At 43.6% G+C, this 20106-nt stretch carries 17 protein-coding genes; 8 read left to right on the top strand and 9 right to left on the bottom strand.

What is annotated here, in order from left to right; translation table 11 throughout:
- Positions 1-157 precede the first annotated feature (157 nt).
- On the bottom strand, positions 158-919 hold the full coding sequence (locus BMW86_RS31750) for a DUF695 domain-containing protein (RefSeq protein ID WP_177189460.1): 762 nt from the start codon (positions 917-919) through the stop codon (positions 158-160).
- A gap of 141 nt (positions 920-1060) precedes the next feature.
- On the opposite strand from BMW86_RS31750, the gene BMW86_RS31745 reads away from it, so the two are divergent.
- Both BMW86_RS31745 and BMW86_RS31740 read left to right on the top strand, forming a co-directional pair.
- Positions 1061-3529 (top strand): TonB-dependent receptor, encoded by a 2469-nt coding sequence (locus tag BMW86_RS31745; RefSeq protein WP_089787902.1) that lies wholly within the window; start codon positions 1061-1063, stop codon positions 3527-3529.
- A 53-nt stretch (positions 3530-3582) separates the two neighbouring features.
- Complete coding sequence (locus BMW86_RS31740) at positions 3583-4059, top strand: acyl-CoA thioesterase (RefSeq protein WP_089787899.1); 477 nt, start codon at positions 3583-3585, stop codon at positions 4057-4059.
- A 2-nt stretch (positions 4060-4061) separates the two neighbouring features.
- Here BMW86_RS31740 and BMW86_RS31735 read toward each other — a convergent pair whose 3' ends face one another.
- Both BMW86_RS31735 and BMW86_RS31730 read right to left on the bottom strand, forming a co-directional pair.
- A complete protein-coding gene (locus BMW86_RS31735; RefSeq protein ID WP_089787897.1) occupies positions 4062-5828 on the bottom strand; it encodes an ABC transporter ATP-binding protein in 1767 nt (588 codons plus the stop codon).
- A 236-nt stretch (positions 5829-6064) separates the two neighbouring features.
- The gene (locus BMW86_RS31730) at positions 6065-6319 is read right to left on the bottom strand and encodes a hypothetical protein (RefSeq protein ID WP_089787895.1); all 255 of its coding nucleotides are present in this window, start codon (positions 6317-6319) and stop codon (positions 6065-6067) included.
- 86 nt (positions 6320-6405) lie between these two features.
- On the opposite strand from BMW86_RS31730, the gene BMW86_RS31725 reads away from it, so the two are divergent.
- Complete coding sequence (locus BMW86_RS31725; RefSeq protein ID WP_089787893.1) at positions 6406-7605, top strand: DUF763 domain-containing protein; 1200 nt, start codon at positions 6406-6408, stop codon at positions 7603-7605.
- On the opposite strand, the gene BMW86_RS31720 is transcribed toward BMW86_RS31725, so the two are convergent.
- Positions 7594-8346 (bottom strand): TIGR03915 family putative DNA repair protein, encoded by a 753-nt coding sequence (locus BMW86_RS31720; RefSeq protein WP_089787891.1) that lies wholly within the window; start codon positions 8344-8346, stop codon positions 7594-7596. The genes BMW86_RS31725 and BMW86_RS31720 overlap by 12 nt on opposite strands.
- 327 nt (positions 8347-8673) lie before the next feature.
- Positions 8674-10356, bottom strand: a complete 1683-nt coding sequence (locus tag BMW86_RS31715; protein WP_089787889.1) for a hypothetical protein — start codon at positions 10354-10356, stop codon at positions 8674-8676.
- 140 nt (positions 10357-10496) lie between these two features.
- Between BMW86_RS31715 and BMW86_RS31710 the strand changes: the two genes are divergently transcribed.
- Genes BMW86_RS31710 through BMW86_RS31695 form a run of 4 tightly spaced genes read left to right on the top strand, consistent with a single transcriptional unit; the run spans position 10497 to position 14062 of the window.
- Positions 10497-11384 carry a decaprenyl-phosphate phosphoribosyltransferase gene (locus BMW86_RS31710; RefSeq protein WP_089787887.1) on the top strand — a complete coding sequence of 296 codons (888 nt, stop codon included), beginning with the start codon at positions 10497-10499 and terminating at the stop codon, positions 11382-11384.
- Positions 11384-12718 (top strand): FAD-binding oxidoreductase, encoded by a 1335-nt coding sequence (locus BMW86_RS31705; protein ID WP_089787885.1) that lies wholly within the window; start codon positions 11384-11386, stop codon positions 12716-12718. Before BMW86_RS31710 ends, BMW86_RS31705 begins: the two co-directional genes overlap by 1 nt.
- 20 nt (positions 12719-12738) lie before the next feature.
- Positions 12739-13470 carry an SDR family oxidoreductase gene (locus BMW86_RS31700; protein WP_089787883.1) on the top strand — a complete coding sequence of 244 codons (732 nt, stop codon included), beginning with the start codon at positions 12739-12741 and terminating at the stop codon, positions 13468-13470.
- A 1-nt stretch (position 13471) separates the two neighbouring features.
- A complete protein-coding gene (locus BMW86_RS31695; RefSeq protein ID WP_089787881.1) occupies positions 13472-14062 on the top strand; it encodes an HAD family hydrolase in 591 nt (196 codons plus the stop codon).
- 147 nt (positions 14063-14209) lie between these two features.
- Here the strand turns inward: BMW86_RS31695 and BMW86_RS31690 are convergent, their stop codons facing one another.
- Both BMW86_RS31690 and BMW86_RS31685 read right to left on the bottom strand, forming a co-directional pair.
- Complete coding sequence (locus tag BMW86_RS31690) at positions 14210-14977, bottom strand: acyl-CoA desaturase (protein ID WP_089787879.1); 768 nt, start codon at positions 14975-14977, stop codon at positions 14210-14212.
- A gap of 145 nt (positions 14978-15122) precedes the next feature.
- Positions 15123-16742 carry an ABC transporter substrate-binding protein gene (locus BMW86_RS31685; protein WP_089787877.1) on the bottom strand — a complete coding sequence of 540 codons (1620 nt, stop codon included), beginning with the start codon at positions 16740-16742 and terminating at the stop codon, positions 15123-15125.
- A 134-nt stretch (positions 16743-16876) separates the two neighbouring features.
- Between BMW86_RS31685 and BMW86_RS31680 the strand changes: the two genes are divergently transcribed.
- Entirely contained in the window at positions 16877-18511 is a 1635-nt protein-coding gene (locus tag BMW86_RS31680) for a M1 family metallopeptidase (RefSeq protein ID WP_089787875.1), read from the top strand.
- Here BMW86_RS31680 and BMW86_RS31675 read toward each other — a convergent pair whose 3' ends face one another.
- Positions 18512-19174: an NADPH-dependent F420 reductase gene (locus tag BMW86_RS31675; RefSeq protein WP_089787873.1), complete on the bottom strand. Its 663-nt coding sequence runs from the start codon at positions 19172-19174 to the stop codon at positions 18512-18514.
- A 99-nt stretch (positions 19175-19273) separates the two neighbouring features.
- Positions 19274-20011, bottom strand: a complete 738-nt coding sequence (locus tag BMW86_RS31670) for a menaquinone biosynthetic enzyme MqnA/MqnD family protein (RefSeq protein WP_089787871.1) — start codon at positions 20009-20011, stop codon at positions 19274-19276.
- Positions 20012-20106: the final 95 nt, after the last annotated feature.

Raw genomic sequence — 20106 nt, 5'->3', positions numbered from 1 at the left:
TTTCCACTCTTTCCGGTAGCTAATAAGATGGCTGTATACTTACATACGTAAAGTATACATAACAGTTGTAACAGTTCGTATGTAATCTAAAAAAAATTAATGAATCATCACGGGCAATTTCTTGCCCCTATAATGAAACAACTCATAAAGTACTTAATTATTGTGCCACAATTACGGTTTCCCACCCATCATAACGTGCATTCATTTCACGGGCTAACTCCCATAAGTACATGACTGTTATATCAATACTATCTTCGTCGGTTTTATCATTCCTGGAAATCTGTAATCCGTAGGGCAGCTCTCCATCTTTTTCCAGGGGCCAGCCTTCTACTGTAAATCTTTGAGACTGGATCGTTTTCCAGTACCGGTCCCTGTCGGCTTCGGTGCTGAAGAAGATCCAGTGATCGATATGCCGTTCTTTTTCCGGGATATCCCCCTGTTGTTTCAGCGTACGCAACACTTTGCGGTTCTGTATGCGCTGAAATTCCTGGATATCCGGAAAGAGGAAGTCGAAGTACAGTTCCCAGTTTTTATCTTCTTTTACTCCATAGTCATATTTATACCCGGGAAAGCGGGTCATGGCATCTGTGATAAATTTATCGTGGAGTAAGGGATCGGCAGTATAAAAGTAGAAATCACGAACACCGGCGGAGATGGTCCGGCCGGCAAAATGGGCGTGTAAGGTTAATTCTAACTGTTGTACCAGGTGGTCTTCTATCTCCCCTAATATTTCAAACTCTGTTCCTTTTGGAAAGCCGTCAGGCCGCGGGTCATTAAGGTATACAGAAATGTGTACCGCGAATGGTTTATTATTGAGAGGAGCGAAACGCCGTAAGTCAAGATCCAGTCCAATAATAGCTGGATTATCTTCTATGTGACAGGTATAAATGTCCCAGTCCGGTCGGTAGTCGTTTGGCATAAAGCATTGATTCGGAAAATAACAGAGCTTGCAAAGATACAGAACCCTTACCGCCATTCATCCAAAAGTCGTGTTTTCTTTTTCCAATTACTATTACTTTTAATACCGTTACAGGCTCACTTTAGAAAAGTATTTTGAATCATGCAGAAAGTTGTCACTTTATGTTTGGGAATGACATTATCATTCTTTTTTCACTCCTATGCCCAGCAATCAGGGTCTAAACCGGTGGAGACCGGTGTTCTATACGGAAAACTGGTGGATGCACAAACCAATGCCCCGGTAGAATATGCGTCCGTATCTATATTACGTTCTGCCGATTCAACTACACTTACGGGGATGTTATCTAAAACAAACGGAGACTTCAATTTTCCTGAGGTAGCCTTTGGCAAGTACCTGGTGAAGGTAAATTTCATAGGATATGAAACCGTTTATAAAACAGTTAGCCTCAACGCTAAAACTAATAGTATTGATGTTGGGAATATCAAACTGAAGGCAAATGTAAGGTCGCTGGCCGGGGTGGAAATTGTGGGTGAAAAACCTGCTTATACTATGGCAATTGACAAACGTGTCTTTAATGTAGAAAAGAGCCTGTCAAGTATTGGCGGTACGGCTACTGATGTGTTGAAACAGGTGCCATCTGTGAGTGTGGATATAGACGGTAATGTGAGTGTAAGAAATGGTACGCCTACTATATTTGTGGATGGGCGTCCTACCACGCTTACATTGGATCAGATCCCTGCAGATGCCATCGCCAATATAGAGGTGGTGACTAATCCCTCAGCGAAATATGATGCGGAAGGTGTGAGCGGTATCCTCAATATCGTATTGAAAAAGAACAGGAAAGCGGGGATTAACGGACAGGTAAGTGCAGGTGTTTCTACTCTGGGTGGTGTGAATGGCGGTTTAGATCTGAACGTTCGCCGTGAGAAATATGCTGTTTCCCTGAGCTGGAATATGAGGACCCGTAAAGGTGCTACCAATTCACATTTGTTCCGTAAGAATATTGGTACGGATACGACCACTTACCTGGACCAGTACAATAATGGCGATAATACGAGGAAGTTCCAGTTTGGACGTATAGGGTTTGACTGGTTTGCTGATAACCGGAATACTATCAGTATTTCCCAGGGAATTATGGGAGGAGATTTTAATGATTACAGTAATCTCACTTTATATAATTTAAACGAGCAACAACAGCAGGTACGTTTTGGTACCGGTATAGATAATGGTACACATAGCTGGCGTAACTATACAACCCAGATGGGTTACAAACATACTTTTGCCAGACAGGGGCATGAACTGACCGGTGATTTCACTTATAACTATGCTACCAGTAAAGATGGTTCTAACTATGATCTTCAGTATTATACGATGGACCATGTAGCCATTGATACGCCTAATCAGCCAGAGACCCGTTATGGTGTTGGTAAAGGAAATACCACTTACCTGACCGGCCAGATTGATTATGTGAATCCTTTTTCAGAGACTTCTAAACTGGAAGCGGGGTTACGTACTACCAGCCGTATTTTCAATAATAAGCTGAATACTATGGGGAAAGATTTCTCTTCCGGTGATTATGTTTTAGACTCTTCTCTTTCCAATGATTATCATTATCGTGAAACGATCAATGCAGCTTATGTAAGTTATACCGGTAGTGCGGGTAGCTTTGGATACATGGCGGGTTTACGTGCGGAGCAGTCTAACTATAACGGAGAGATGAAAAGTATTGGTAAAAACAATTATGAGATAAAATATCCTATCAGCTTGTTTCCCAGCTTATTCCTTTCCCAGAAGTTTAAAGGAGATCATGAGGTGCAGTTGAATTATAGTCGTCGTGTGAGACGTCCATGGTTCAGGGATCTGCTGCCGGATCTTCAATATAGTGCGCAGAGTGCGAGCCGTGGTAATCCGGCACTCAGACCGGAGTATACCAACTCTTTTGAGATGAGTTATCTGAAGGATTTCAATAAGAAGCATAATGTTTTAGTATCACTTTATTATAGAAATACGAATAATGCGATTACTGATTTCTCTACAGATACGGTGTTGACGATTAATGGGCAATCTCAGAAAGTGGTCTTGACTTATCCTGTAAATGCGGATACGCGGAATGCTTATGGAGCTGAGTTTACAGTACGTGATCAGATCACAAGTTACTGGGATGTAACGACTAACCTCAACCTGTTTCAAACTAAGATCAATGCGGGGAATTTACAGAGTAATTTATCTAACCAGGGATTTGCCTGGTTTGGTAAGATCAACAGTAATACCAAACTGCCGTATAATTTAAGTTTGCAGGTAACGGGGAATTATGAGTCGAAGCAGATATTGCCACAGGGAGAAAGAGCTGCTAAATACAGTGTGGATATGGCGGTAAGGAAGGAGTTTTTGAAGAAACGTACATTGGCTATATCCCTGGGTTTGAATGATATATTTAACACTGATAGAACACTTTCTTATACTACTACGGACTTGTCGGATCAGGAGTATTACAGGAAGAGAGCGAGTCGTGAACTGCGGTTGAATATGTCATGGAGGTTCGGGAAGATGGAAACGGCGAAGAAAAAGAATAAGAAAGAGGATCAGCCGGAGAATAATAATGATATTTAAAACATTATATAATAAATGCAAGTTATTAACTTGCATTTATTATTTTAGGGCTGATGATAGATACCACCACAAACACCGTTACGCTACGTTTTCTGGCAGAACCATCTGATGTGAACTTTGGAGGCAAAGTACATGGAGGTGCAGTAATGAAATGGATTGACCAGGCAGGTTATGCCTGTGCCGCCAACTGGAGCGGGCAATATTGCGTAACCGTTTATGTTGGGGGGATCCGTTTTTTTAAGCCGATCGCTATCGGGGATATGGTAGAGATTACAGCTACTATTATCCTTACAGGGAATAGCAGTATGCATATTGCTATCAATGTACAGGCGGGAAATCCCCGTCATCAGACGAGGATTAAAACCACGCATTGTGTGATGGTTTTTGCTGCGGTGGATGATAAAGGTAAAACGGTTGCTGTACCTAAGTGGACACCGCAAACACCTGCTGCCAGGGAAATGGAAGCTTATGCAAGAAAGTTAATGGACCTGAGACAAAATATTGAGGATGAGATGAAACCGTATATGTAGTCTTAGTGAGTGAATTGCATTTCGCTGAGATTCTTATACAGTCCGCCTTCCATTAGTACCAGTTCCTGGTGGGTGCCCTGCTCTACAATCTGCCCTTTATCCAGTACGATAATCTTATCTGCCTGACGTACAGTGCTCAGGCGATGAGCAATGACAATAGAGGTCCTTCCTTCCATCAGTTTCTCCAGTGCATCCTGCACCAGTCTTTCGGATTCAGCATCGAGGGCAGAAGTAGCTTCGTCCAGGATCAGGATGCGGGGGTTTTTAAGTACCGCCCTGGCGATAGCAATTCGCTGGCGCTGGCCACCGGAAAGTTGTACGCCACGTTCGCCAACAATCGTATCCAGTCCGTCCGGGAAGCGTTGTATGAATTCCCAGGCATTGGCCTTTTCAGCAGCCGCTATCAATTCTTCTACAGGAGCATCCGGCCGGCCATAGGCAATATTCTCACGGATAGTACCACCGAACAGGAATACATCCTGAGGAACGATGGCCATCTGGCTACGGATAGCAGATAAAGGGAATGAGCTGATATCTTTCCCATTGAATAGTATGTTACCGGCAACAGGATCATACAGGCGTAACAGTAAGGATACGATGGTACTCTTGCCCGCACCGCTTGGCCCCACTAATGCAACCTGCTGATCTGCAGTGATATCAAAAGAGATATCTTCCAATACCTGTAAATCATCTCTTGAAGGATAACGGAACGTAAGGTGATTAAAAGAGATCTGACCAGTAAGCTGATGTTCAGGGGCAATTTTAGCGCTGTCTGTAATAGGTTCTGCCGGTTCATCGAGGATCTCCAGTAAGTTTTCTGTAGCACCAATGCTTTTCTGAATACTGGCATATACTTCTGCCAGTCCCGCTACAGAGGCACCTATAAAACTTGAATAGAGAATGAAGGAAAAGAGCATTCCCGCAGCCAGTTTACCAGCAGCGATCATCAATGCGCCCTGCCAGATGACGGCTATCATGGCGCCGAAAATACCAAGGATCATACTGGCAGCAAACACCCCTCTGAAGGTACCCGCTTTGATACCGGTATGGGCAACTTCGGTCGTTTTCTTCTTATAGCGCTTCATTTCGAAGAACTCATTCGCGAAGGCTTTCACATTGAGAATTCCCTGTAAGGTTTCCTCTACAATCGTATTAGCTTCAGCCACTTGTGTCTGTGCCTTTTTAGAATAACGGCGGAAAATACGTCCGAAGAAAAAGGCGATTACCATGATTACGGGAAGAGATGAGAGCATCAGCAGTGTCAGATACAGGGAAGTATGCAGCAACAGGATAATTCCTCCTACAATGATGATCAGCTGACGGATGAATTCTGCGACGGTGGTGGTGAATGTTTCCTGTAAGAGGGAAATATCTGAAGAGATACGGCTGCCCAGCTCTCCCACTCTCCTGCCGGAGAAGAAACGCATTGGCAGCTGGATCAGGTGGTTATAAATGTGTTGTCGTAATGAGGCAAGCGATTTCTCTGTCACATTTACGAAGAGGATGATCCTCAGGTAACCGAAAACGCCCTGTGCTAACAGTATTCCAACCAGCAGCAGACCTGTATGATTAATGGCTTCAGCCATTTGTTTACCGGTACCGGAATCAACCAGTTGGCCCAGTAGCTTTGGGAAGGCCAGGTTGGCTATGCTTGAGAGGAAAAGGAACAGCAAACCCAGGCTGAAGGCTGGCCAGTAAGGCTTTACGTATTTGTATAAGCGAAACGTTTTCTTAAATGAACTGATGTTAACCTTAGTATTTTGTTGCATGAGCTGTTATTAGGGATAACTTCTGAAAGAAGTACTATAGGTTATGACGGGCTGGAAAGGTAAATATTTTAGCCTGTACAAAAAAAGAAAGGGAACCAATATGGTCCCCTTCTTTTACCTTTCTCTACATAGTGTGCATCGCACACAAATATTTTTTTTTTACAGTCAACAAGATCTTATAAAGGTCAACACATTGGTGGAACCAAATTCCACAATTAGTAGACGTTAGCGCACAATTAGTGTACAGGTGTGGTATCTGGCTTCACTCCTGTTGTGTCCGGATACACGGCTGCAGTATCTACCGGCGCAATGGAGGATGTATCGCTCTGCATAGAAGCAGTAGTATCTGTATTGCTGCTGTTATTCGCGCTACCACAGGCGAAAAGGAATATACTGATGATGATGGCCAGACAGGCAGTGATACCTACCTTATATAAAGCGAGACGTACTGTTATTGATTTGTTGTTGAGATCCCTCGTTTGCATTTTCATGAGTTCTTATTATCAGGTTAAAACAATAATTGAATGATTACCCCCAATGCTGGAAAGAATTGTGCCAATGCGTATTTTTGTAACCTATGTCACGTGCTTACGCAGATCTCCCCCTTCATTATGGTCATGTTCCCCTCTGGCTCGCAAAACGAATGAGCCTGCTGGGTGGCGCCATTGTGGAAACCATCCTTGCGGATTATGGTAAGGCGGAGGTATTGCGCCGTCTGAGTGATCCCTGCTGGTTCCAGGCCCTGGGTTGTGTAATGGGAATGGACTGGCACTCTTCCGGGATTACGACGAGTGTGATGGGTGCGTTGAAGAAGGCCGTGAACCCGCATGCAAAGGAGTTCGGGATTTACATTTGTGGCGGTAAAGGGAAACATTCCAAACAAACACCGGAAGAATTGTTGCTGGTGGCGGAGAAGACGGGGTTGAATGCCCAGATGTTAGTGCGTAGCAGCAAACTGGCGGCTAAAGTAGATAATACGGCCGTGCAGGATGGGTTTCAGTTGTATTTACACTCTTTTATTGTCTCTGATGAAGGCGACTGGTCTGTGGTACAGCAGGGAATGAATGATGCCAGCGGCATGGCCAGACGTTATCACTGGCATTCTGCTGCTTTTCAGCACTTTACGGAGACACCACATACTTTTATATATGGACAGAACCAGGGGCTGATCCTTAACTTAACGGATAAGGACGCGATGTCTACCAAAGCGGGGTTGTTACAACTGGTGAAGGAGAACCCTGCTAAACTACTACCTGAAATACGGAGTATTGTGATGCCTTCACATCATGATGTAAAGGCGAAGGATGTGGATTTGAAACGATTAGGAAGTGTGCTGGCGCTGGCACATGAAAGAGAACTGCTTGATTTTGAGTCTTTGTTGTTGCTGGAAGGGTTAGGTCCCCGCACTTTGCAGTCGTTGACGCTGGTAAGTGAGGTGATTCATGGTACGCCTTCCCGGTTTACGGATCCTGCAAGATTTTCCTTTGCGCATGGCGGGAAGGATGGGCATCCTTTTCCGGTACCGGTGAATGTGTATGATGAGACAATTAATACGTTACGGGATGCGGTGAATAAGGCCAAGATTGGGCAGACGGATAAACAGGATGCGATCCGGAAATTATCTGTGTTATCTCAACAGCTTGAAAAGGACTTTATCCCGAATGAGAATTTTGATCAGGTGATAGCCAGGGAAAGGAATGATTCCTGGAGGCATGGCGGCAGGACGGTGATGGGGAAATCCAAACCACCAGACCCGCAGTTGAGTTTATTTGATTGATTTTTCTGCCAGGTACTTCCAGTATCTCCTGGGCATATGCTGCATCTGTAAGCGCTGGTTACCAATGGGCAGATCTTTATAACAGGCTTCCCATATCTGCTGATAAAATACTTCTTCCGGGGCCCAGATGTTCCCTGAATGATGGTAACGGGCTTCCTGGTTCTCATTAAACTGTAATCTCACCGTTTCTACCTGCTGTAAGTTATAATAGATACCAAAGCGGCGGCGCTTATCATAAATCAGCCAGTATTGATCTGTGTAATGTTCTTTAAAATGCCCGGCGATAAGGGGTAATACATTATAATCCGGAGAGATAATATCATAATAGATATTGTCTTTGGTCAGCTGAAAGCTCACCAGGCTTTCCATACGGTGTTTTTCCCGGTATACTTTTTTAGAGAGCTGCGCTATGTGGTTGCTATGTAAGTTACTTTCATCAGATAGTTTATTACCAAGTACATAACGGATGTATCCTACCATGTTATCCTCTTCAGCAGGCAGCTCTGAGAGGTAACAGGAGAAGAACTGCTGCAGGTGATCCGGAGATACTTTCTTATTTAAACCGGCCCATACACGTTCAGCATTTGCGATAATGGTAGGCATGAAAATTACATCTTCATAAGCGCCACGGATATGTTCCTGTTCCTTGCGGATACGGATGTCCATTTTCCGCTGCCAGTACATATCAAATACACAGGATAGGAAACCGTCAAAAGTGCCATCATACAACCACGTAGTCATTATTGCAGGTATTAAATTAATCTAATAAATTAATAGACAATCTTTTGTGCGAATTAATGGATATTGAAGTTTATTATCAATCTATCATTAAATAAGAGGTCGGTTTTTCAATAAAGGGTGCTAACGTTCCGCACTTATCATAATGCGAAAATACTAATTAATTTAGTATTACTAATTATTTTGGCAAATAAGTTATTCACAGAAAGTAGATGATCAGTATCTGAAAAGCTTCTAAAAGGCTTTAAAAGAATATTATCCAATGCCCATCTTTCGCTAAAAAGCGAAGAACGGGCATTGGATAATACTGTTCAGAGAGAGTTCAGGTGCTTATCGCACATAGACTTCAATAGTAGCATTGGTTGGACGACGCGGAGCCAGGAAGGTATCTATCCTGTGATAATTCTCCCTCAGCTCCTGCTGAATAGCGAAAGGATAAAAGTTATTATTGGCGGGCGCATATTCGTATAAGACTATATCGTAATGATGCGCCCTGATCTTTTGTGCGTAAGTGTGTAACTGCTGATTGAACATCCCTACACCCAGATGATACCATAAAGGAATATCAGATCCTGTTTCCAGTTTGTAAGGCATCGCTTTAGCCAATGGTGTTAATTCAGTCATATTCAACATCTTAAGGCTATCCTTCTTTTCCTTTACAATAGGCAATGCCATCACTCTTTCCATACCATATACTGTAGAAGGTGGCATATAGATATGTTTGAAAGGCTCCAGTTTTGAGAAAATCCATTCGGAAACAGGTACATCATTCGGATCTCCTTCATTCATATAGTTATTCCGGGAAACCACGTTTTCACCAGTTTTACTTACCTGGGGATTGAACTTTGCATAAGTGGTATCAGCATCTGCATTTTCCTTCACCTGCCCTTTTGGTGGTAATACACGGGACACTACTTTATCCAGGTATTTCCAGAATGTGCCGGACCACCAGAACATTACCAGCAAGGTCATTATAGCAAAAGGTTTCCAGGTTGAAAGATTGATTTTCAATTGTTCCTGTAAACGGGAAGCGATAAATGCAAAGGCAAAGGCGTGGAAGAAGATGTTATTATCAGGAGGAGTATAACTGGTTACCTGGAAAATGGCTGCTTCTGCCAGAATGCCCAGGGTGAGCAATGCGAATAATACTTCTTTCTTGTTACTCCAGAAGGATTTCCATTCACGGAAAGCCGGGATCAAACATAATACCAACAACAACACATATAACTTGATCCACTGGGATTGGGCCAGTATTTCGGAGATGATATCATATAAAGATAAACGGGAATTATGTGGTGCCTGTCCGTGATTGAACCAGTAACCGAAACCATAAGGGACTAAAGGCAGGATGATGATAGCAGCCACTAATCCGTAGAAAATCAGGAACATAGGGATGTCCCACCATCTCTTTTCCTGTAAGCTGTTACAGGCCAGTAAAGCAAGAGACAGTAAGAGTGCGAGTCCACCCCCATCCTGTTTTGTAAAGAAAGACAGGAAGGTGAAAAATGCGGAGAGGAATAAAAAGAGGAACTGTATACGGCCTTTGGAACCTGTAAGGAAACGGAACAGGAATGCCAGTCCTATGAGTTCATATACAATGACCGTCTGATTATACCAGGGCCAGAAGTTGAAGAAGGAATAAGATAATACGAAGAGTAATACTGAAACGATACGCAGTACCGGCTTAACATCCAGGCTTTTAAGAATAGATCTGAAAGCCAATCCTGCCAGGATATTCATTAATACCTGGGCTTTTACCAGGGAAATGAGCTGTGCGCCAAAGAGTTTAAAGAATAAGGCAGGCATTAACCAGAAGCCATATCCTAATGGTAATCCGAAATCTTTGTAGGGAACCTGTCCCTGAGAAAGGCGGTAAGCTCCTTCCCAGGAGAGAAAAATGTTCACGCGGTAAGGGAATGTAACAAAAAGGGGTACAAGCGCCAATCCTATAATGATGATCAATTCAGTGATGAAAGCGCTTTTTTTACTGAATGGAGTATAAACTGGTGGCATAACCAAAGGGGGAAATATTGATGAATAATTTATCAGAATGGCCTCAAAAATAGTAGAATTAACGGAAGTATGATGTTTTTAGTTACCATTTGTTCCATAATCCATCGTATCTTGGCGGCAAGATATAAAGATTAATCCCCGTGCAATACTTTAAATTACTTAGACCTTCCCATTGGGTAAAGAACCTTTTCTTGTATATACCGCTGTTCTTTGCCGGAGAAATCTTCGATCTGTCAAAAATAGTTGAAATACTGATTGGGTTTTTCGCATTCAGTCTGATTGCCAGCAGCATTTACATCATCAATGATTATAAGGATATAGAGGCAGACCGGAACCATCCGGTTAAATGTAAACGCCCTCTGGCATCCGGAGCGGTGTCCAAACCGGCGGCATTGATCTTCTTTGTGTTATGCCTTGTAATAGGTGGCGCATTGGCCTGGCATGTGAAACCAAAATTCGCATTCGTTGTAGGTATTTACTTTGTTATCAATGTATTATATACTTTTGGACTGAAGAATATTTCGATCCTGGATATCCTGATTTTATCAATTGGATTTGTATTGAGGATCAAAGCGGGCGGTGTAGCTGCTAATGTTGCGGTGTCTGAATGGCTGATGATCATGGTGTTTCTGCTGGCATTGTTTATGGCTATCGCCAAACGCAGGGATGATGTGCTGATCAAGAGTCAGTTGGGAAAAGACATGCGGAAAGCGTCCAAAGGGTACAATATGGATTTCATGAATGTGATGCTGGCCCTGGTATCTGCCGTGATCATTGTGGCTTATCTGATGTATACCATGGCGCCGGAGACCATGGAACGTTTTCATACTTATCGCCTTTACTATACCTGCCTTTTTGTTATTGGCGGATTATTACGATATTTGCAAATAACATACGTAGAGAACAATACAGGTTCTCCCACCAAAATCCTATATAAAGACCGTTTTATTCAATTAACCATACTCCTGTGGGTGCTTAGTTTTTATGTGCTTATTTATTTACCCACTAACAAAAGTTTTTTTGAGTAATGGAAAAACGGTTGGCAAACTGGGGCAACTACCCAGCTCTCTCCTGCGATGAAACAACATTTTCGCAGGAAGAACAGATACAGGATTTTATATCCTCTCATTCATCAATAATAGCGCGTGGCAATGGCCGCTGCTATGGAGACGCCTCTCTGGCAACTTTCAGTGTATCTACCCTTAAGTATGATAAAGTACTGGCTTTTGATACCGTCAATGGTATTTTTGAGTGCCAGTCCGGTATTACTTTAGACCAGATCCTGGAGATTATCGTTCCTGAAGGCTGGTTCCTCCCTGTTACTCCTGGTACAAAATTCATTACGGTAGGTGGCGCGGTAGCCTCTGACGTACATGGTAAAAACCATCATGTGGATGGCTCTTTTTCCAGTCATATCATCAGTATGGACGTGATTACCGGTAATAAGGATACTATTACCTGTTCCGCGTTGGTGGAACCAGATCTGTTCTGGGCTACCTGTGGCGGTATGGGATTAACGGGTATCATTACGCGGGTGAAGTTCTATTTAAAGAAGGTTGAAACTGCTTATATTAAACAAAAACAGATCAAGGCCCGTAACCTGGAAGACCTGATCCGTTTGTTTGAAGAATATAATGATTACACTTACTCCATGGCCTGGATTGATTGCCTGAAGAAAGGCGATGCTTTTGGCCGGAGTATCCTGATAGTAGGCGAACATGCCACTGCAGATCAGTTGAGCGAAAGCCAGCGGAAAGCTATTTTAAAAGTTCCGGGCAAAGGCAAACTGAGAGTTCCGTTTAATCTCCCGTCCTTTATACTTAATACGTTCACGGTCAAGGCATTCAACTGGTTATATTATAACAAGAATACCAAACGTGAGATCAACAATGTAGTGCCTTACGAGCCATTTTTCTATCCACTGGATGCGATCCTGCACTGGAACCGTGGTTATGGCAAGGCAGGCTTTGTACAATACCAGTTTGTATTACCGCTGGAAAAGAAAGACGGTCTGGTTGCGATTCTCCAAAGGATCAGCGACAAAGGCTGGGGATCTTTCCTGGCTGTACTAAAGGTATTCGGCAAACAGGAAAGCCTGATTTCTTTCCCAATGGAGGGTTATACCCTTGCGCTGGATTTCCCGGTGCGGAAAGGTCTTTTTGCCTTCCTGGATGAGCTGGATACCCTGGTACTGCAATATGGTGGCCGGTTGTATCTCTCTAAAGACGCGCGAATGAAACAGGAAGTGTTCTGGAGCAGTTACCCCAATGCACAGAAATTCGCTGCTATTGTTAAAACGTATAATGGAGATCAGTTATTCCGCTCCGTACAATCTGACAGGCTGTTACTAACCGAAAAATAGCCTGATTTTAAATATTTTATATGCCTACTGTTCTTATTCTGGGAGCTGGCTCCGATATGGCGATAGCCATCGCCCGTCAGTTTGCCGTTGAAAAATACGATATACAATTAGCTGCCCGTAATAGCGCTTCACTGAATGCCCTGCAACAGGACCTTCAGATCCGTTATCATGTGAAGGCAGGTTCTTATAGTTTTGATGCCACTGATTTTACCAGTCATGCTGCTTTTTATGCGGGTTTACCGGTGAAGCCGGATGTCACTGTCTGTGTGTTCGGATACCTGGGCGACCAGGAAAAGGCACAATCCGACTGGACCGAAGCTACCCGCATTATCAATACTAATTATACCGGCGCTGTTTCTATACTCAATATCGTAGCTGATGATTATGCCGCCCGTGGAAATGGTACTATCATTGGCATCAGTTCTGTAGCCGGTGAGCGTGGACGACAGAGTAATTATATATATGGAAGCGCCAAAGCAGGTTTTACTGCTTATCTCAGTGGCTTACGTAACCGCCTGTTTCACAAAGGCGTGCATGTGCTGAGTGTACAACCTGGTTTCGTATATACCCGTATGACAGAAAATCTCACCTTACCGCCGCTATTAACGGCACAGCCACAACAGGTAGCTGTGGCTGTTTATAAAGCAGCAAAGGCTAAAAAGAATACGGTTTATACCAAATGGTTCTGGCGTTATATTATGCTGATTATCAAATCTGTACCGGAAGGTATTTTCAAAAAATTAAAGCTCTGATATGAAACCATCTATTGCTTTTTTTGATTTTGATGGTACTATTACGCGGAAGGATACACTGTTCGAGATCATCCGCTTTCATAAGGGTGAAGCGTCTCTGTATACAGGGCTGCTGATCCTTTCCCCTGCGCTGGTATTATTTAAGATGAAGCTGGTTTCTAACCAGGCTATCAAGCAGTTAGTGCTGCAATACTTTTTCCGGAATATGCCGGAAGAAGTTTTTCGTGAGCGCTGTGCGGAGTTTTGCCGGGAGCGTTTGCCTTCTCTTGTACGGGATAGTGCGTTGAATGCTATCCGGCAGCATCTGGCCAAAGGACATCAGGTGAGTGTGGTAACGGCTTCTGGTCAGGAGTGGGTAGCGCCCTGGTGTGAAAGTCTGGGGATCGGGTGTATCGGCACCCGTCTGGAGATCAGGGATTCAAAGATTACCGGCAGGATATATGGGGTGAATTGTAACGGGGTTGAAAAGGTGAACCGTATTAAACAGCAGTTTGATCTCTCCGGGTATGATGATATTTATGCTTACGGGGATACTGTTGGAGATAAACCGATGTTGCAGATGGCAACTTATGGGTACTTCAGGAGATTCTAAAAGTGCGCGGTTAATATGGCTCAGGTACGACGGAGACATGAAGGAGACATGACGCAGGTATGCATTAGCCAGGTCTTATACCGGGAATAAAATTAAAAAAGGCTCCGTTCTAAATGAACGGAGCCTTTCAGTTTATCTTTAGTAGCATCAGGCAGCTGCCTTCATCTTCACTACTTTAACTTTTGCTGTTTTCAGTTTAATGATGCCCAAGAAGTTAAACACCTTCATCACCTGATAGCTTGGATCGAACTCAAACCATTTCTTTGCGAAGTTGGGACTGTCTTTGAATTTGTGGTGGTTGTTCTGGAACAGCTCACCCATTAACAGGATACCCCAGGGACTGGTGTTTTTAGACTGATCATGGTTATCGAAGCTGCTATAACCGTATTTGTGACCGCACCAGTTTACTACTGCACCCTGGATCGGGCCCATCAGGAAGTGGATTGGCAACAGCAGGAACCAGATCCAGCTTGGAGCAAATACGATATAGAAACCGATATATATTGCTGCCCATACGATACGGGTAGCGAAATGATCACCAAATTTGTCCATTGCATCCCACTCTGGTAATGGATCTTCAGTGAATTTAGGATCAGGTGTGTTTTTACGTGTAACGAAGTCGTTGTACATAGCACGGGTCTGTACCATCATATGCCATACGTCTTTGAAGAAGTGTGGAGAATGCGGGTCTTTTTCAGTATCGCTGTACTCGTGGTGCATACGGTGCATCACAGCATAAGCGCGTGGCACTAAATAAGAGGTACCCTGGAAAAACCATGTACTAAAATAAAACACTCTCTCCCAACCTTTAGTTGCTGTATACATCTGGTGGGATCCATACCTATGAAGGAAAAAGGTGTGAAAAAACAAGGACATGAACCAGTGTACAAAAAAGAATATTAAAATCGCAGTCATTTCAAATTTATAAAATGTAAATAATTAGGGCCCAAAGGTAGCCCAAAATGATTGTAAATCATATTGATAATTACGTACACCGGATAGATATGGTTTATATACTACCTCAAATAGCTACTATAGCCATGTTGATAAAATGTTAAATTTACCGGGTGATGTAAACCTTTCTTAACTCTAATGAGTTGAGCCCGTTATTACCCAATCCATGTACATTGGGTTGGATGAGGTGGATGACCTCGTCATAAAACAGCGGTACTACAGGGGCATCGGCCACTATGATACGGTCCATTTGCTGGTAGAGGCTGTAACGGATGGAGTCGTTATTCTCCTGGAGCGACAGTTCATATAACTGGTCAAAAACCGGGTTTGCGTAGCGGGTATAGTTGGGTGGAGCCGGGTTTTTACTATAGAATACGGCTAAGTAGTTCTCCGCGTCTGCATAATCTCCCATCCAGCTACCCCGGAAACAAAGCGCTTCTGATTTGGACGTTTGCTCCAGTAATAAGGCCTTTTGCATCACTTCTACCTGTATTTTAATGCCTACCTGCTGTAACTGGTTGGCCACGTAATTGGCAAAGTCTTCGTAAATGGGGATCGATAAGAGCTTTATTACAGGCAGTCCTTTGCCTTCCGGGTAACCGGCTTCTTTTAAGAGCCGGGCTGAGAGTGCCGGATTGTAGGCGTACCCTTTTACTTTAGTGGTGTCGAAGGAAGGCAAACCCGCAGGGACGAAACCAGCATTGGCAGGTGTGCCAACTCCGTTACGGAGATAGGTGATCATTTTTACGCGGTCTATGCCGTAGTTGATGGCCAGTCGTATCTTTTTCAGGCGTGTGGGGGATCCTTTTACCACTTCCTTTGTGCTGTCTAACAGGAAGCCGAGGTATTCTATGTTTAAGTAAGGCCCTTTCTCCAGTACCATTTTACCTGCCCATTCCTTTTTCAGTGATCCCTTTTTAGTAAGGACTTCGTCTTTGAAGGAAGCATCAATATCATTCATGAAGTCGAGCTGTCCCTGCCGGAATAAGAGGAACTCTGTGGCTTTATTATCCAGGAAGCCCACTTTTACCGCATCCAGATAAGGCAGGCGATTGCCAGCGCTGTCCTTTTCGAAGTAACGGGGATATTTATGCAGGATGAGGCTTTGCCCTTCTTCCCATTGGTGGAACTGGAAGGGTCCGGTACCGCAGGGATGTTTACGGAAGTCTTTACCGTATTTTTCCACTACTTCATGCGGGATAATGGAACAGTACTGCATACTGAGAATACCCAGGATGGGATGAAAAGGTTGTAGCAGGGTGAGCTGGAAAGTAGAGTCGTCGAGCGCAGTAAATCCTTTATTGATATCTACTTTTCCATTGAAGATCCAGGCACCCGGAGAGGCTGTGGCAGGGTCCATGATACGTTTTAAGCTATATACCACATCATGAGCGTCCATTTTACGCCCCTCTCCTCTTATAAATGATTCATTATCATGAAAGTAAACGTCTGTTCTTAAATGAAATATAAAGGTTTTATGGTCTACAGCCACTTCCCAGCTCTTAGCCAGACATGGACGGATATTTAACTGATTATCAGGCTCTACGAGGGTGTTATATACTTGCTTTACAGCCCATATAACGGACTGGTTTTTAGCAAAAGCAGGATCCATAGTAGCGATCCCTTCCGTTACATTATACCTGAACACTTGTTTATCAGTCCGTTGCGTGTTTTTACAGGCAACTAAAGTGCTAATTAATATGATAATGAGTGCTCTTACCTGCATATTCTGTTTAGCTTCATGTAAAATGTGAAGTACGGATTAAATCTAATATTTAGCATTATGTTGTGCATTTATTCTTAACCGTTTAGCATTCAAATGAAAATTAATTATCTTTCCGTTATAAAATACCATTTTCTATGCGTGGCATTCCTATGCTTTTTATGGTTTTGATGATAGCGCTGACAGCTAATGCCCAGCAGGAAACATTCACCCGTGCAGATTCGTTAAGAGGCAGTATCACACCTGGACGTGCCTGGTGGGATGTACAGAATTACGACCTGCACGTAAATGTATTTACCGGGGACAGTACCATTACCGGTTACAACATAATAACCTACAAGATATTAAAAACCGACAGTATCATGCAGATTGATCTGCAGCCGCCAATGGAAGTTGACAGTATTACCCAGGACGGTGTGAAGCTGGCTTATGAGCGGGAAGGCAGTGCCATCTTTGTACGTACTCTGGCGAAACAGCTGGCCTCTACTTCTAAAAAGATTGGCATTTACTACCGGGGCAAACCTAAAATTGCCATCAACCCACCCTGGGATGGTGGTTTTATGTGGAAAAAGGATGAACAGAACAGGCCCTGGATCTCGACTGCCTGTCAGGGTTTAGGCGCCAGTGCCTGGTGGCCTAATAAAGACCATCAGAGTGATGAGCCGGATGATATGACCATCTCTATCACCGTGCCGCCTTTGATGACAGCAGTATCTAATGGCCGCTTGAAAAAGCAGTTTGATAATAAGGACTATACCACCACTTTCGTCTGGTATGTGAGCAGCCCAATCAATAACTATGACGTTGCATTGAATGTGGGCAGTTATGTAGAGATCAAAGATTCTTACCAGGGAGAAGGCGGAAAACTCGATCTTTCTTACTGGGTAATAGATTATAACAAGGATACAGCTACTAAACACTTTGAGGTGGTAAAACCTATGCTTCGCTGTTTTGAATACTGGTTCGGGAAGTATCCTTTTTACCAGGACAGTTACAAATTAGTGGAAGCACCTTACCTGGGTATGGAGCATCAGAGTGCTGTGGCATATGGTAATAAGTTCCAGATGGGGTATTCCGGAAGGGACCTTTCTGCCAGTGGATGGGGATTAAAATGGGATTTCATCATCATACATGAAAGCGGGCATGAGTGGTTTGGGAATAACATCACCAGTAAGGATATTGCTGATATGTGGATCCATGAGAGCTTTACCAACTATTCGGAAACACTGTTTACTGAATGTGAGTATGGCCCTAAAGCAGCATTTGAATACGTAACCGGTATCCGTAAGAATATTAAGAATGATATCCCGATCGTAGGGCCTTATGATGTGAACAAGGAAGGTAGCGGGGATATGTATTATAAGGGATCTAACATGATCCATACTATCCGGCAGATCGTCAACAATGACAATGTTTTCCGGGATATTCTGCGGGGTATGAACCAGCGATTCTATCATCAGACAGTGACTGCCAGGCAGATAACGGATTATTTTAACGAGATGACCGGTATGAATTTCGACAAGGTATTTGAGCAATACCTGTTGCATACCTCTATCCCTACTCTGGAATATCACTTTAATGGAACACAGTTACAGTTCCGTTGGGTGACGGACGTTATTGACTTTAATATGCCTGTGAAGGTGACACTGAGTGATGATGGTTACCGGTTTATTTATCCTGGAAAGAAGTGGCAGACAACGACTTTCACCATGTCCGATAAAAAGCAGTTTAAGGTAGATCCTAATTTCTTTATCAATATAAAGGAGAGATAATTATCCCTTTAAGACCAGCTTAAAGGCATGTGTCCAGGTGCCTGTTCTGAAGCCGTAGGCATACCAGAGGATACTGAGCGGTTCTATGTTCCGGCTCATTTCTATACTGCCCATATCTACCACATCATGCCAGCCCATCTCAGCCAGTAGTGTGGTAACCGCTGTTTTGGCAGCGCGTTTATTCCCGCAGATGAACATCGTAGGTGCGTTCTGTTCTTCCATTGGACGGAACATGGACTCATGACCTATACAACTGAGCGCCTTTACTACATGGGAGTCTGGGGGTAACCAGGCCTGCAGCTGTTCACCGGCAGAATTAGTATGCCCCAGGGAAAAAGATAAGCGTCCCTGTTTATCCGGACCTTTACCATCCAGAGGGTTGGTAACATCTACAACGACTTTATTCTTGAAATTCCATAAACCGGCAGCTTCAATTGCTTTCTGGGTACCTGCCCAACTGGTGCATATGACAAGTAGTTCTCCCTGGGCAGCTGCTTCGCGGAAAGTGGTGGTAGTTACCTTTGGGCCTATTTTCTTTAACCACTGTTGTAGTGAATCTTTAGAGGGATTGCGGGTACCCAAAACAACATCATGACCTGCCATCACCAGACCTTCAGCTAACGTAAGTCCTACCGGGCCACTGCCAAGGATGCCAATTTTCATTTGTCAGGTATTTGAGTGAACAGAAAGGACAACTAATATAAATAAAAAAGCTGAATGTATGCCCACAGTATACATTCAGCTTTACTATTAAGTGCTGTTCTATTGTAAAAAACTCAGGAACTTCTGCAAACCCTGTCTTTTAGCCGGGGTGAGCGGAAAGCTGATGTTTTGTGTGTAGTAAGTGGAAAGGTCGTAAACAGCGTAAGGGTTTTCTGCTACTACTGCCGGTATGTTGTTGATACCGATAGCGTTTGCATTACTGAACTGCTGAATGAATTCAACAGGCAGGGCCTTGTTGCTGATCCAGGCTGCGAACAAAAAGGGAAGGTTGGTAAAGCGTATCCAGTGTTCGGCCAGGTCGTAAATGTATGGGGAGATGCGGCGTTGGGCCAGTGCACGGTCGCCGATAACCAGTCCGGCGTCGGTGCCTTTGATCCTCTCTTCGTAACCGCCGATCGTTTCTACCAGTTCTACATTTAACTTCCAGTGGTCGCGGATCAGGATCTTTATCAGAGCCACTGAGGAGCGGCTTTGGTAATCGAGGAAGATACGTTTGATATCATGCAGGGGTACTTCGCTGAAAAGACAAACAGATGCTACTGGTCCCTCCGCTCCTATACAATAATCAGAAATAATATGATACTCTTTTAATTTTGGAATAATTGCTACCGGTACAAGCGCTACATCTACCTCTCCGTCAATCAGTTGCTGCGCTATCTTTGCCGGGTAATCCATGCTTAAATCGATCATTTTCATCACCTGGTGATCCTTGAATCCGTATAATAATGGCTTGGTATTCAAATAACTTACTGCCGCTACTTTTACTTTCCGTTCCAATTTCAGTAATTTTGCGGGCTAAATTAGGCAAATTTTAGCTACCGGCGGTTAGTCTCCTTGAAAGAGCTCATCTTGCAGGTTGGAAATCAATAGAT

Origin of the sequence: Chitinophaga sp. YR573 (assembly GCF_900110995.1) — a bacterium.
Taxonomy (GTDB): domain Bacteria; phylum Bacteroidota; class Bacteroidia; order Chitinophagales; family Chitinophagaceae; genus Chitinophaga.
The sequence above is the reverse complement of the archived record's forward strand: the minus strand, read 5'-3'. Positions and strand labels throughout refer to the sequence as shown.

Excerpts from the sequence above, each read along its gene's own strand:
- BMW86_RS31750 (WP_177189460.1), bottom strand. The coding sequence starts at position 919 with ATGCCAAACGACTACCGACCGGACTGGGACATTTATACCTGTCACATA.
- BMW86_RS31745 (WP_089787902.1), top strand. The coding sequence starts at position 1,061 with ATGCAGAAAGTTGTCACTTTATGTTTGGGAATGACATTATCATTCTTT.
- BMW86_RS31740 (WP_089787899.1), top strand. The coding sequence starts at position 3,583 with ATGATAGATACCACCACAAACACCGTTACGCTACGTTTTCTGGCAGAA.
- BMW86_RS31735 (WP_089787897.1), bottom strand. The coding sequence starts at position 5,828 with ATGCAACAAAATACTAAGGTTAACATCAGTTCATTTAAGAAAACGTTT.
- BMW86_RS31730 (WP_089787895.1), bottom strand. The coding sequence starts at position 6,319 with ATGAAAATGCAAACGAGGGATCTCAACAACAAATCAATAACAGTACGT.
- BMW86_RS31725 (WP_089787893.1), top strand. The coding sequence starts at position 6,406 with ATGTCACGTGCTTACGCAGATCTCCCCCTTCATTATGGTCATGTTCCC.
- BMW86_RS31720 (WP_089787891.1), bottom strand. The coding sequence starts at position 8,346 with ATGACTACGTGGTTGTATGATGGCACTTTTGACGGTTTCCTATCCTGT.
- BMW86_RS31715 (WP_089787889.1), bottom strand. The coding sequence starts at position 10,356 with ATGCCACCAGTTTATACTCCATTCAGTAAAAAAAGCGCTTTCATCACT.
- BMW86_RS31705 (WP_089787885.1), top strand. The coding sequence starts at position 11,384 with ATGGAAAAACGGTTGGCAAACTGGGGCAACTACCCAGCTCTCTCCTGC.
- BMW86_RS31700 (WP_089787883.1), top strand. The coding sequence starts at position 12,739 with ATGCCTACTGTTCTTATTCTGGGAGCTGGCTCCGATATGGCGATAGCC.
- BMW86_RS31695 (WP_089787881.1), top strand. The coding sequence starts at position 13,472 with ATGAAACCATCTATTGCTTTTTTTGATTTTGATGGTACTATTACGCGG.
- BMW86_RS31690 (WP_089787879.1), bottom strand. The coding sequence starts at position 14,977 with ATGACTGCGATTTTAATATTCTTTTTTGTACACTGGTTCATGTCCTTG.
- BMW86_RS31685 (WP_089787877.1), bottom strand. The coding sequence starts at position 16,742 with ATGCAGGTAAGAGCACTCATTATCATATTAATTAGCACTTTAGTTGCC.
- BMW86_RS31680 (WP_089787875.1), top strand. The coding sequence starts at position 16,877 with ATGCGTGGCATTCCTATGCTTTTTATGGTTTTGATGATAGCGCTGACA.
- BMW86_RS31675 (WP_089787873.1), bottom strand. The coding sequence starts at position 19,174 with ATGAAAATTGGCATCCTTGGCAGTGGCCCGGTAGGACTTACGTTAGCT.